Annotated in this window: 9 protein-coding genes; 4 read left to right on the forward strand and 5 right to left on the reverse strand. The window is 70.6% G+C overall.

From position 1 onward, the window contains the following. The first annotated feature begins 21 nt into the window (after window positions 1-21). The 3 genes from KDK95_RS09720 to KDK95_RS09730 are packed head-to-tail and all read left to right on the forward strand — an operon-like array spanning window position 22 to window position 2,734. Window positions 22-882, forward strand: a complete 861-nt coding sequence (locus KDK95_RS09720) for a DODA-type extradiol aromatic ring-opening family dioxygenase (protein WP_212517734.1) — start codon at window positions 22-24, stop codon at window positions 880-882. Then, window positions 879-1,241 (forward strand): hypothetical protein, encoded by a 363-nt coding sequence (locus tag KDK95_RS09725; protein ID WP_212517735.1) that lies wholly within the window; start codon window positions 879-881, stop codon window positions 1,239-1,241. Before KDK95_RS09720 ends, KDK95_RS09725 begins: the two co-directional genes overlap by 4 nt. Window positions 1,242-1,270: 29 nt before the next feature. Then, window positions 1,271-2,734, forward strand: coding sequence for an amidohydrolase family protein (locus KDK95_RS09730; RefSeq protein WP_212517736.1), 1,464 nt, complete (start codon window positions 1,271-1,273; stop codon window positions 2,732-2,734). 189 nt (window positions 2,735-2,923) lie between these two features. Here KDK95_RS09730 and KDK95_RS09735 read toward each other — a convergent pair whose 3' ends face one another. From KDK95_RS09735 to KDK95_RS09755, 5 genes are all read right to left on the reverse strand, one after another. Then, window positions 2,924-3,487 (reverse strand): DUF4383 domain-containing protein, encoded by a 564-nt coding sequence (locus tag KDK95_RS09735; protein WP_212517737.1) that lies wholly within the window; start codon window positions 3,485-3,487, stop codon window positions 2,924-2,926. A gap of 47 nt (window positions 3,488-3,534) precedes the next feature. Continuing rightward, a complete protein-coding gene (locus tag KDK95_RS09740; RefSeq protein ID WP_212517738.1) occupies window positions 3,535-4,998 on the reverse strand; it encodes an SDR family oxidoreductase in 1,464 nt (487 codons plus the stop codon). Between the two features lie 129 nt (window positions 4,999-5,127). Continuing rightward, window positions 5,128-8,202, reverse strand: a complete 3,075-nt coding sequence (locus KDK95_RS09745; RefSeq protein WP_212517739.1) for a glycosyl hydrolase — start codon at window positions 8,200-8,202, stop codon at window positions 5,128-5,130. 103 nt (window positions 8,203-8,305) lie between these two features. Next, on the reverse strand, window positions 8,306-11,695 hold the full coding sequence (locus KDK95_RS09750) for an alpha-L-rhamnosidase (protein WP_212517740.1): 3,390 nt from the start codon (window positions 11,693-11,695) through the stop codon (window positions 8,306-8,308). 522 nt (window positions 11,696-12,217) lie between these two features. Then, entirely contained in the window at window positions 12,218-12,421 is a 204-nt protein-coding gene (locus KDK95_RS09755; RefSeq protein WP_212517741.1) for a hypothetical protein, read from the reverse strand. Between the two features lie 362 nt (window positions 12,422-12,783). On the opposite strand from KDK95_RS09755, the gene KDK95_RS09760 reads away from it, so the two are divergent. Beyond that, window positions 12,784-12,969 (forward strand): hypothetical protein, encoded by a 186-nt coding sequence (locus KDK95_RS09760; RefSeq protein WP_212517742.1) that lies wholly within the window; start codon window positions 12,784-12,786, stop codon window positions 12,967-12,969. Window positions 12,970-13,031 lie beyond the last annotated feature (62 nt).

Raw genomic sequence — 13,031 nt, forward strand, 5'->3', positions numbered from 1 at the left:
CCCGGCTGGAAGGAGGGGCCCGTGGCGAAGCTCGTCGCCATCCTGGCCACCACGCACCATCCGTTCTACTACCGCACCAGCCGGCTGCCCGCCGAGCAGGCGCCGCCGTTTGCGGCCGAGTGGGTGCGGAAGGTCGCCGCCTACCGGGAGACGCTGACCCGGGTGCGCCCGGACGTGCTCGTCATGGTCGGCTCCGACCACTTCCACCAGCTCTGGCTGGACAACATGCCGCAGTTCCTGGTCGGCAAGGCGCCCTTCTACGACGCGAACTACTACAACGAGGAGCGCGAATTCGGGCTGCCGCGATTGCTGCTCATGGGGCACGAGGAGCTGTCCGCGTACATCCTGCGCGAGGGCATCGACCGCGGCTTCGACCTCGCGTTCTCCAACGAGCTGCGCGTCGACCACTCGATCACCTGCCCGATCCTGACGGTGCGTCCGGACAACGATCTTCCGGTGGTGCCGATCTACACCAACATCTTCGCGCCGCCGCTGCCGCGCCCCGAGCGCTTCGTCGCACTCGGGCGCACGCTGCGCGAGCTGATCGACTCCTGGCCGAGCCACCTGCGCGTCGCCGCGATCGGCACCGGGCACCTCTCGCTGGAGCTCGGCGGCCCGCGCCAGTTCGGCCCGCACGGCCCCGACCCCGAGTTCGACGCGAGGGCCGTCGAGTGGATCGCCAAGGGGGACATCGACGGCTGCCTAGCGAACGTGACGCTCGAGAGCCTGCACGAGCCGGGCAACGCGACGCACGGGTTCATGGATTTCATGCTGATGATGGGCCTCGCCGGCTACGCCGAGGCCGACTACGCGGACAGCCTCGACCTGTTCCACACGATGGAGGCCTACTTCACCTGGTACCCGAACGGAGCCGACGCGTGAGCAAGTACCTGGTGGACAAGTTCCTCTTCACGATCGACCGGGACCCCGAGCTCGTCGAGCGCTACCGCGAGGATCCGGCCGGGACGGTCGAATGGTGGGAGCGCGAGCAGGCCGGACGCATCCTGAACTGCCCCGACGCCGAGGCCACGACGTGGCTCGCGTTCACCGAATCCGAACGCGCCGCGCTCGCCGGGCACGACCACGTCGCGCTGTTCGAACTCGGCGCGCACCCGTTTCTGACGCTGACGCTCTGGATCGCCATGTTCGAGCGCGATCACGAGGAGCCGCTCGCGATGCAGCTGGACTACGCCGCGAGGCTCGCGCACAAGTCGCTGCCGTACCCCGATATCAGCACCTGACTTCCCCTCCTCAACGACGAGGTCTCTCCATGACTGCTGAATTCACCCCCGGCCGGCCGATCGTCTTCCGCAACGCCACCATCCTGACGATGGAGGCGGGCGGCGACATCGAGAACGGGGACCTGCTCGTCGTCGGCGAACGCATCGCCGCCGTCGGCCGCGCGCTGGCCGTGCCCGACGACGCGATCGAGATCGACGCGTCCGGCGGAATCCTGATGCCCGGCATGGTCGACACGCACCGGCACATGTGGCAGACCGCGCTGCGCGGCTTCGGCGCGGACTGGACGCTCAGCCAGTACTTCGTGTTCTACTACCTCACCTGGGGCAAGATCTTCCGCCCCGAGGACATCCACGCCGGCAATGTGCTGGCCGCGATCGAGGCCATCGACGCGGGCGTCACCACGACGCTCGACTGGTCGCACGGCCTGCAGACCGTCGAGCACGGGGAGGCCGCGGCCGACGCGCTGCGCACCGCCCCCGGGCGCTTCGTGCTCGCCTACGGCAATCTGCTCGGCGCGCCGTGGGAATGGGCCAACAGCAAGGACTTCCGCGCCTTCGCCGAGCGCATGTCCGGCGCCCGCGACGAGAAACTCGGCTTCCAGCTCGCCTTCGACGTCACCGCCGACCCGGCGTTCCCCGAGCGAGGGGCGTTCGAGGCCGCGCGCGAGCTCGGCCTGCGCGTGACGACGCACGCGGGCGTGTGGGGTGCGACGAACGACGAGAGCATCCGCCTGATGTGGGACCACGGCTTCATGACGCCGGACGTCACCTACGTTCACGCCGCGACCCTCACCGACGACTCGTACCAGCGCATCGCCGCGTCCGGCGGCACAGTCTCGGTCTCGACCGAGAGCGAGCAGAGCGCCGGACAGGGCTACCCGCCCACCTGGCAGCTGCGCAAGCACGGCATCCCGGTCTCCCTCTCCATGGACACAAGCGTGTGGTGGAGCGCGGACCTCTTCTCCGCCATGCGCGCCACGCTCTCCGCCGACCGCTCGCGCGAGCACCTCGAAGCGCACGCCGCCGGGGAAACCGTCGTGCACAACCGGCTGCGTGCCGAGGAGGTCGCGCGCTGGGCCACGGTCGGCGGCGCCCAGGCGCTCGGACTCGACGGCCTGATCGGCTCGCTGACGGTGGGCAAGAAGGCTGACATCGTTTTGATCAAGAACGACGACAGCCCGGCGATGTACCCGCTGCTGCACCCCTACGGCAGCCTCGTCTTCCAGGCGGGACGCGGCGACGTGCACACCGTGCTCGTCAACGGTGAAGTCCTCAAGCACGCCGGCAAGCTTCAGCCCGGTCCGGCCGCCGCGCTCGCGTCCGCGAAGCAGGAAGTAGCCCGCACGCTCGACTACGCCCGCGCCACGATGGGCGACGAGGCCTGGCGCGAGGGTATGGCCCCTGAGATCCCGAGCACCGAGCGCATCCAGAACCCGTACACGTACACGGATTTCGACGGCGGCGACGACCGCCACCGCGCCCAGGAGGCGTGACCGAGAGCTGATTCAGACGGAAGCGATCGAGGCGGAAGACAGCCGAAGCCGGGAGCGCATCCGCATCCGCGTCCGCGTCCCGGCTTCGGCGTGTTAGGGGGCTGCTCAGGGCGTCGCGGGTACGGCCGCCGACAGATCGATCGGCCCGAGGCCGCTACCAGTCCCGACGCCCCTACCAGGCCGGACGGCCTAGTCCCGCCGGACGCCGGGGAGCGCTCCGGCGGGAGGGGCCACCGCGTGGGCGGCGGGCTCCAGGGCCGGGTGCGCCTGCGCGGCGGATTCGGCCTCGGCTTCGGCCGGGTGGCGCGCCTTCCAGTACGGGTTGTCGTGCGGGAGGCCGCCGCTGACCCGGCCGTAGGCGCCGAAGGTCATCAGCATGACGCCGACGGCGAAGCTGAACATGACGTTCTGCAGGTGGAAGGCGAGGAAGTTCGCCTGCGTGTCGAGCAGCGCCAGGTTGACGAAGCCGCTGATGTAGAACACGAAGCCCATGCCGAGGTTGATGTTGGACGCCATGTTCCCGCCGATGAGGGCCCCCGCGATCAGGATCGCCGCGGCCACGATGGAGATCACGCTCAGCAGCCCATTGCTCGACAAGCCGATCACCCGGTCGCCCTGGGTGCTGAAGAAGGCGAGCTGATCGAGCAGCCCCAGCACGCCGAACACGAGCAGCATCAGCCCCATCAGGCCGGCGCCGTAGCGGTAGACGCGGCCGAGGCGGTGGTCCTTCGGGAGGTGGTTCTGGAACGGCATGGTCTTCTTCCTCCGATCGGGCACTGCAAGGATTGCGGCGAGGGGCGCTAGGACGCGCCGCGGGTCAGGTTTCTGGCCATGGCGCCGAAGACCAGGCCGTGGAACGGCTTGATCGACCACCAGTAGAGCTGGCCGGCAAGGCCGCGCGGATGGAACAGCGCGCGCTGCCGGTAGAGCGCGCCGCCGTCCAGCGGATCGACGTTCAGCTCCAGCCAGGCGAGACCAGGCAGCCGCATCTCGGCGCGCAGCCGCAGCATGCGGCCCGGCAGGATCTCCTCGACGCGCCAGAAGTCCACGGCGTCGCCAACCCGCAGCGTCACCGGGTCCCGGCGGCCGCGGCGCAGCCCGACCCCGCCGAAGGCCCGGTCGATCAGGCCCCTGGCCTGCCACGCGACGGGCCACGAGTACCAGCCGGTCTCCCCGCCGATCGCCTCGATCTCGTTCCACACGGCGGCGGGGGAGGCGGTGGTGAAGCGCTCCCTGAGGTCGGTGTAGAGGGATCCGCCGGCCCACGACGGGTCGGTGGGCAGCGGGTCGGACGGCGCGCCGGGCACCGATCCGGAGGACCAGCGCGTGACCACGGCCGCCTCCCGCACGCGTCGCAGCGCGAGATCGACCGCCTCCTCGAACGGCAGCAGCCCTTCCGGCGGGTCGGGGATCACCGCGGCGACGGCGTGGTCGCGGCAGACGGCGTCGTGGTGCAGGGATTCGATCAGCGGCCGGGCGAGCGCGGACGGTATCGGCGTGACCAGGCCGACCCAGTGGCTCGAGAGCCGCGGCGTGAGCACCGGCACCGGGACGATGCGCCGCGGCCCGAGGCCGGCGACGGCGGCGTAGCGCTGCATCATCTGGCGGTAGGTCAGCACGTCCGGGCCGCCGATGTCGAAGGCCCCTGCGACGTCCGCGGGCAGCGTCGCGGCGGCCACCAGGTAGCGCAGCACGTCGCGGATGGCGATGGGTTGAACCCTGCTGTCGACCCACGTCGGGGTGATCATCGCGGGGAGGCGCTCGGTGAGGTAGCGCAGCATCTCGAACGACGCGGAACCGCTGCCGAGGATGACCGCGGCGCGCAGCACGACGGTCGGCACGCCGCTCGCCAGCAGGATCTGCCCGACCTCGCCGCGCGAGCGCATGTGCGGCGAGAGCGTCTGGCCCTCGGGCGCGAGCCCGCCGAGGTACACCAGGCGGCCGATCCCGGCCTCGCGGGCCTGCGTGGCGAAGTTGCTCGCGGCCGCGCGGTCGGCCTGCTCGAAGCGCGGGCCGCCGAGCATGGAGTGGATCAGGTAGTACGCGGTGTCGACGCCCTTGAGCGCGGTGGCGGTGGCCGCCGGGTCCGCGGCGTCGGCCTCGACGACCTCGACCCGGTCGATCCACGGCTGGTCGCGCAGGTTGGCCCGCGACCTGGTCATGCAGCGTACCTGGTACCCCGCCTCAAGCAGACGGGGCACCAGGCGTCCGCCGACGTAACCGGTCGCGCCGGTGACCAGGCACGTCGTCTGTGTCGGCTCCATCTGGTCGAACCTCCGGGCAGCGCGTAACGGGCGAAATCCGATGATTCAGACGATCCGCCGCGCCGCCCGGGTGTGCAAGTCGCACAGGTTCTGCACAAGATGGCTGCCGAGCTCCCGGTGCTCCTCGGGCTAGCTCGCCGCCGCCTGTCCGTACGGCGTGAGCGTCACCGGCCCGATCAGCCCGTATGCCTGCCGGGACGCGATGCCGTAGATGCCCGGCGTGACCACGCGCAGCCGGTTGAGCAGCGTCGTCGCCACCTCCACGACGATCGTGTTCTGCCCGGCCTTGAGCAGCGGGCCGAGGTCCATCGACGCGGCCAGCTGCCTGGCCGGCGGGACCCGCGTGCCGTTGACCCATACGCGGTACGTGTCGAGCACCGTGCCCAGGCTCAGCGTCGCGCCGAGGCCGGAGTTCCAGGTCGACGGCAGGGTGAACTGGGTCGTGTAGCGGCCGACGCCGGACGAGTCCTGCAGCTGCGGGATCGCCGACCAGGCCGCGAGCGCGGTCAGGTCCACCCGCACCACCGGCTTGACCGTGGCGGTCACGTCCGTCGAACCCGGCGCGGGCTGCCAGTCCTCGGCGCTCAGGGACCAGCTCGTGAGCGGGATCGGCGCGGGGACGGCGCCGATCGTGCTGTTGAGGACGGTCCCGTCGGCGAGCGTGGCCGTGTACGAGCCGGCCTGCGCCGCGCGGGTGAGGACCTGCGTGCCGTCGCCGCCGAGCGAGACGGAGTCGGCGCTCGTCGCGGTCACCTGCACCGCGCCGTGCTCGCCCGCCCATCCCGGCTTCGCCAGCACCACGATCGTGCTCTCGCCCGGGTTGAGCGCCACCTGCACGCCGATCCGCCCGTCCTGCACCGTGAACTGCGCGATCCGGGCTGCCGCGCCGGTCCACGCGTTGAGCCGGTAGGGCACGGCGTCCGGATCGACCGGGGTGAGCCAGACCGTCTGGTTGATCGCGGTGATCTTCGAGCTCGCCGCGTGCCGCGCGTTGGCCAGGTAGTACAGGTCCACGTGGCCGTCGACGCGGTGCGAATGCATCAGGCTCGAAGAGGTCTGCGTCACCGCGGGCACGACGCCGAGCTGCGCGAGCGCGTTCGGGATCAGCGACTGGTCGGAGACCGAGACCACGTTCGGCAGCGAGAGCATCTGGGCGATGTCGGCCGCCACCTGCGCGCTGTCGCCGGCCGAGACGACGCCCGTCGCCAGCGGCTTCGACCAGTCGCCGAGCACGACCGTCGGCAGGCCGGCCTTCGCGAAGCCGAGCAGCAGCCGGGCGCCGTCCGGGCTGATCTCCGTCTCGCTGCCGGTGAACTGGTCCGGCCCGAGGATCAGCGCGCCGTACGACGGGCCGTCGGTCGCGAGCCGTCCGCCGACGACCGAGACGCCGGGTAGTTCGAGCGTCCGGTCGGTGGCGAAGCTGTGCGTCCAGCCGGTCGGAATGCCCGACGCAGTGGCCCACGGCGCGCCAATGCCGGTCGCCGTGTAGCCCTTCTGCCGGTAGAAGACGATGTCGTACTTCGGTGTGCCGGACTGCAGCACCCACTGGTTGCGCGAGAAGTACCCGGCGATGTCGGGCATGTGGCCCCATGTCGGCTGCCGCGGACCCCAGGCCTCCGAGTAGCCGATGCCCGTCGTCTGATACGGAGACCACGCCGCGAAGCCCGGCCACGTCGCGCCGGGGGCGTTGCTGTAGGCGAACCCGTGCACCACCGACTGGTTCACGCCCGCGGCGAAGTAGCTGCCGACCGCCTGCAGGCCGGTGTACCAGGTCGTCGAGTACGCGCCGTTGGCGTACGCGAGCGCCTCGCAGGACAGCTTCAGGTGCCCGGCCAGGTCGCGGCCGCCGCACAGCACCCGGTAGTCGTCGAGGTTCTTGAACCCGAGTGTCTCTCCCTCGGGAATGTCCAGGAACGAGGCGAAGAAGAGCGAGTCCGTGTTCAGGCCGTAGGGCTGCATCCGGTACTGCATGCCGTGCCCGTGCGCCCAGTTCTGGAAGCCGAGGAGATGGTTCTCCTGGTATAGGGACGACATCACGGAGTTGACGTCGTCGCGGACGTGGGCGCTCAGCGTCGCGTCGTAGGCGAACTGGAACTTGCCCTTGATCGAGACGATGACGGGCAGGTACGGCACGAGGTCGTAGCCCAGGCTCTGCCGGAAGGCGTCGGGCAGGCCGGAGGTCCAGATCGTCGCCACCGTGGACAGCTCGAGCGAGTCCTCGAAGAAGGCGATGCCGACCTGGCGCAGCAGCGCCTCCAGGCGCGGGTTCAGGATCGAGTCGTCCCACCAGTCGGTGACCGCCTTCGTGCCGATGGCGCTGAAGTGGTCGACCACGTACGCGGTCGGCACCTCGAACGGGCCGCCGCCCTTGGGCAGCTGGCCGACGCCGCGCAGCCAGTACGACAGCAGCACCCAGTTGCTCGAACCGGCAGGCGCCGTCCAGGAGATCTGGCCGTCGCTCACCGAGTCGGTCACGTCGATCAGCGAGGACTGATCGAGCGGCGTGACACCGGAGACGGCGGCGCCGGTCACCCGCAGCGCCTGCACCTTGTAAAGGGTCTGCTTCGTGACGCCGCTGCCGGCCGCCACCACGGCCGCGGGCACCACGCCGCTGTACGTCGCGCCGCCGGCGACCGTGACCACGCCGTGCGCGAGCTCGGTCGAGGCGGCCGGGCTGTCGGGGCCGACCGTCGGCGCGCACACCGGGTAGCCGGGACCGAGCGTCAGGTCGACGGACAGGCCGCGCGCCTTGGCTCGCGTCAGCGCCGCCTCGAGCGCCTCGACCCAGGCGGAACCGCCCCACGGGTAGTTCACGATGTCGAGCGTGTCCAGGCCGCTGGCGTGGATGTCGGAGAGCTCCAGGCCGCCGAAGCCGATGTCGGCGACCTGGTCCACCTCGCGGGCGATCTCCGCCGGATCGACCTGGCCGTTCGGCCACCACCAGCGGAACTTGGGGGCGACCGAGGTCGGCGGGGCGGCGAAGTTCGATCGCCAGGCCCGGCTGACCGCGGCCGGGAAGCCCGGGGTCGAGCCGTCGGCACTGGCCGAAGCCGCGGTGCGCAGCGGCAGCAGCGCGCCGGCGCCCGCGGCGGCGGTCAGGGCGAGCAGCCGGCGACGGGTGAACTCGACGCCCGCGCCTGGCTTGCCGCGGGTCGGGAAGTCCTCGCCCGCCGGGGCGCTCGAACGTGGCTTGCGCTTGGACACTGTTCTCTCTTCTCTGATCGCCGATGATCTGCGTGCTGCGTGCGTGCTGCGTGCTGCGTGCTGCGTGCCGTGCGCGAGCTGCGTGCCGTGTGTTGTGTGCTGGTCACGCCGACGCGGCGCGGAACCGCCAATCGCCGGGGCCGACGCGCCAGGTGGCGTTCGTGCCGTCGTTGCCGGTGAGCTTCGCCCCGTCGGTCGCGGAGACCTGCGCGGCGGAACCGCCCGCCGCGGCGAGCGGAAGCGCGACGGTCGCGGTCGTGTTCGCCGGGACGCTCGCGTCGAGCGAGATCGAGCCCGGGCCGGTCTGCCAGCTGGTGGAGATCCGGCCCTGCGGGCTCTGATACGTGGCGGCCGCCGAGGTCAGCGAGCCGACGACGGCGGGGGCGATCACCAGGTCGCTGAACGCGACCGAGTCCTCGCTCTGGTCGATGCCGCCGACGCCGCCGGTGAACCAGGCGTCGAGCGCGCCGAGCATCCAGTGGTTCTGCGACCCGTTCGTGCCCAGGCCGCCCCAGTCCTCGGCCAGCGAGGTCGAACCGGACACGACCTGGTAGCCGTAGCTCGGCGACGAGGTCAGCGTGGCGATGTCGTGGATCACGTCGTGCCGCCCGGCCCGCGCGAGCACGCGGAAGACCGCGGGCAGCGCGACCTCGCCCACGTCCAGGTGGTTGCCGTTCGCGCGGATCGTCGCGATCAGGGTGCTGAGTACGGCACCCCGGTCGGCGGCCGGCACGAGCCCTCCGTCGAGCGCGAGGGCGTTGCACGCCTGGCTGCCGGAGCTGTAGCTCGCGGTCGAGGCGTTGTAGTACTTCGCGTTGAACGCGGCCGAGATGTTCGTCGCGAGCTGCTGGTAGGTCGCCGCGTCGGAGCCGTTGCCGAGCAGGTTCGCGATCTTGACCATCGTGGTCGCCAGCCGCATGTACGCGTAGCTCGCGGTCACGCCGACCGGCGTCGTCGTGTTCAGCGTGATCCAGTCGCCGAGCCCGTCGTTGAGCAGGTAGCCGGAGGACTGGGTCGCGAGATAGCCCAGGTATTTCTGCATGGCCGGGTAGTAGTCGCGGACCGTCTGCAGATCGCCGTAGAACCGGTACATCTGCCACGGCGCCAGGATGATCGAGCCGCCCCAGTTCGCGTCGTCCCGATAGGCCCCGGCGAACTGCGCGAGCTCCGGCGCCGTGGTCGGCACGAGGCCGTCCTCGCTCTGCGCCTCGGACATGTCGCGCACGATCTTGCGGTACATCGCGGCCACGTCGTAGTTGCGCGCGGCCACGTCGAAGATCAGGCCGATGTCGTCGAGCCAGCCGAGCTTCTCGCGGTGCGGGCAGTCGGTCAGCGTCGAGAACATGTTGCTCTGCAACGCCCGGTTGATGATCGTGTGAATCGAGTTGAGCAGCTCGTCGGAGCAGGTGAACGTCGCGGACTCGGCGTTGGCGGCGCGCAGGACGTGCCGGGTCGCGTCGGTTGTCGCAGGGGCCTGCGGGAGTCCCTCGACCTGCAGATAGCGCAGGCCGTGGTACATGAAGCGCGGGTGCCAGACCTCGTCGCCGGTGCCCGCCGCCGTGTATGTGTCGTAGATCGGCGTCCCGGTCGTGGACTGGTCGATCAGCCCGTTCTTCAGCCGCTCGCCGGGACGCAGGGTGACGACGGTCCCGGCGGGCGCGTTGACAGTCAGCTCCGGCCAGCCCGCGGCGTTGACGCCGTAGTCGAACACGTAGATGCCCGAGGACGGGTTGGTCACCGCGGTCGCGGTACCGCTCTCCACGATCTGCACGCCCGGCATCAGCCGCCCTGACAACGCCGTCCCCGAGGCCGGCTTGCCGGTGACGACAGCGCTCTTCCATTCGCCGCCGGTCAGGTCCGCGCCGAGCGAGTCCCAGCCGGCCTGCTCCCGGCGGGCGTCGTAGTCCTCGCCGCCGTACCAGTTGCTGAAGGTCGTCGCGCCGAGCGAGGTCTGCCAGGCGCCGTCCGTCGCCACGATCTGCGTGCGGCCGTTCGGGTAGGTGAGTTCGAGCTGCGCGATCAGCCGCGGCGGGCCGAAACCGGCGGTGGCCTTGATGTACCGCGACGGGTTGGCGAGCGTGTTGAAGATGTCCCAGGTCCCGCCGCCGAGCTCGACGCCGACCGAGTTCTGACCGTGCCGGATCAGGTTCGTCACGTCGTACGTCGCGTACTGGACCTCCCGCAGTACGTTGCTGACCGGCGGCTCCAGCACGTTGTCGGTGACCGGCCGGCCGTTGACCGTCGCGATGTGGATGCCGGAGCACGAGATGTACAGCCGCGCCTTGTCGACGGAGCTGTTCGGCACGGTGAACTGGCGTGCGAACAGAGGCAGGGCGGCCGGCGCGTTGTGCATGCTGGACGGCGGATACGGCTTGTCGTCCTTCTTCATCGTGCCGACGGTGGTGAACGGCCCGTTCGGCGACTCCGAGACGCCGATGGTGAAGGTGCGCGGGTAGTTCGGCGTCACGCCCCACTGGCTCGGCGCGTCCCAGAGCTGGTAGACGGCGGCGGTGTCGAAGGTGCGGTCCTGGCCGAGGTCGAAGGTCAGCAGGATCGGCGTCGCCGAGACGTCCGTGGCCGGGTGGATCGCGCTCTGGTAGCCGTGCGGCGCGTCGACCGAGCTGATCTTGCCGTCCGTCAGGTACTCCGGCGCCCATTGCCCGGCGACGGTGATGCTCTCCGACGCGGTCACCGCGGCACCCAGCGCGACGTTCACGCCCGGCGCCGAGGAGTCGAAGAGCTCGAATTCCGCCATCTGCAGCTGCGGCTGGAACGCCGGATCGCCCAGCGGGGCCGCCGGACGGCCGAGGTCGGTGACGGTCAGCCGCACATAGCGGGCGGTCTGCGCGCTGGTGAGCGTCACCGTCAGCGGCTGCGGCGCCTCCCACTCGGCATTGCCGATCCAGCTCGCGCTCCAGTCCGACGAGGAGAGCAGGCCGAGCTCCCACGTCGCGGGGGCGCTCCAGTCGGTGACCCGGCCGTCGGCGTCCCAGACGCGCACCCGCCACGACGCCACGGCGCGTGAACTGACCGGACGTCCGCCGTAAGCGATCTGGCAGTTCTGCGAAGACATGACCCGGCCGCTGTCCCACAGGTCGGGCTTGCCCGAGCGCAGCAGCTGCTCGTCGGTGGCGACCTGCACCTGGTAAGCGGTCTGCGCCGCGTACGTCGGTCCGGCGGTGGTGCGCCGCGCGTCGTCGACCAGCTGCCAGCTCAGCGTCGGAGCGGGCAGGTCGACGCCCATCGGGCTCGTCATCGAAGCGGTCCGCAGCGTGTCGATCCGCAGTGGTGCGAACGCCGCACCGGCGGCGTTGGAGCTGCCGGCCGCCGCTGATGAGGCCGTATCGGTGGCGGTGGACGACGCCGTGTCGGCGTGCGCCACGGCGCCGGGGACCATCAGGGCGCTGAGCCCGCCGACCGTCGTCGCGCCGCCGACGGCGATGAAGCGGCGGCGGCCGATGCCGTCCTCGGCTGGGCGCTGGGCCATGACCATGCGGGTGGGTCCTTTCTCGTCAGCATCGGGGAGAAGGGCGCAAGCTTCGCGACACCATTTGAACGTTTCAGTCCGAGGCCGAAAAAAGTGCCTCGAAACCGAGGCGGGGCAGTGCGATCGAGTCGTGCGAGGGCGCGGTCCAGTCGGCGGCCGTGTGCTTGACACACGCGCACGGCGCGGATTTTGCAAGCAGCGAGCGGTGTCTCGATGCTGCGGGCCCGCCGGATCCGGCGCTAGGGCAGGCGGAGCTTCAGCGTGCTGAGACGCTGGTTAACGGCCGGTTTCCAGCCCAGGGAGTAGCCAGGTGGAGCGGGCAGGCGGGCGTACGCGCACCGGCGAGGTGCCCGATCCGGCGCTGCGCCGGGGGCGGCGAATCCGCGTGGCCCCCCGCGCCGGCAGCGGATCGCGTCAGCTTCCTTGCTGGACACCATCGCCTCCCTCGGCGTGGACTGAAACCTTTCAGAACCTCACTACAGCTGGAGAGGCTACGGGTGAACCCCGGGGGCGTCAATACCCGATCGCCTACGCGGTGTCAGGAATGTGCCTTCGATACGGATTCGACACGGATTCGATCCACGCCTGCCGCGCCGGACGCCCGGCGGCATGCCGCACATCGAAGCCGCACATCGAAGACGATCCGGCCGAAGCGACGTACCCGAGCGCCAGGGCGGCATCGACGCCGAAGCGCGGTCCGGTATCGGCCAGAACGTGACCGTGATGATCCATTCGACCCCGGCCGCCCCAATCGCAGCGGTTCCGCGTCCAGCCACCGAGCCCGCGCATCGGAGATCAATTCATCCGCCGACGCCATGGCTCTGCTGTCGATCTTCACTCGAATGCCGCACGCGCCAGCGCGCCGTGGGTGAAGGTGCCCGCGCCACGCGTCGGGCGGGACGAAGGCGTCGAAGGTTTCCTCGTTCACTGATTCGCCCCCGGCGCCCCAGTCTGGCCGACGGGCCCGACAGTGCAGGTGGACGGAGCATGCGGCAGCCGGAATCTGATGAACGCATGAATTCCGGCCCGTGCGGGCACCTGAAGCCGAACGACGCGTCACGACGACGCGTCCGTCGGATGAGGAGGTCACTCCGATGACCGCACCCCGTACGATGCGCCAGTTCATGGACATGACGAAGGGCCGGGCGCTGCAGATCAGGGGCAGGATCACCGGCAGGCGGCGGACCGAGGTTCGCGGCGAGCTGAAGCAGGCCCGCGCCGAGTCCCGCGCCTCCGCCCACCGACTCGCACGGAGGCTACGCCACGTAGCACACTGGTGACAGGGAGCGGTCGCCCGCCGGTGATACCGGCGGGCGACCGGGGTGGAACAGACGCTACGACT

Source organism: Actinospica acidithermotolerans (assembly GCF_018139625.1).
GTDB classification, from domain to species: domain Bacteria; phylum Actinomycetota; class Actinomycetes; order Streptomycetales; family Catenulisporaceae; genus Actinospica; species Actinospica acidithermotolerans.

Excerpts from the sequence above, each read along its gene's own strand:
- KDK95_RS09730 (WP_212517736.1), top strand. The coding sequence starts at position 1,271 with ATGACTGCTGAATTCACCCCCGGCCGGCCGATCGTCTTCCGCAACGCC.
- KDK95_RS09735 (WP_212517737.1), bottom strand. The coding sequence starts at position 3,487 with ATGCCGTTCCAGAACCACCTCCCGAAGGACCACCGCCTCGGCCGCGTC.
- KDK95_RS09740 (WP_212517738.1), bottom strand. The coding sequence starts at position 4,998 with ATGGAGCCGACACAGACGACGTGCCTGGTCACCGGCGCGACCGGTTAC.
- KDK95_RS09750 (WP_212517740.1), bottom strand. The coding sequence starts at position 11,695 with ATGGTCATGGCCCAGCGCCCAGCCGAGGACGGCATCGGCCGCCGCCGC.
- KDK95_RS09755 (WP_212517741.1), bottom strand. The coding sequence starts at position 12,421 with ATGGATCATCACGGTCACGTTCTGGCCGATACCGGACCGCGCTTCGGC.
- KDK95_RS09760 (WP_212517742.1), top strand. The coding sequence starts at position 12,784 with ATGACCGCACCCCGTACGATGCGCCAGTTCATGGACATGACGAAGGGC.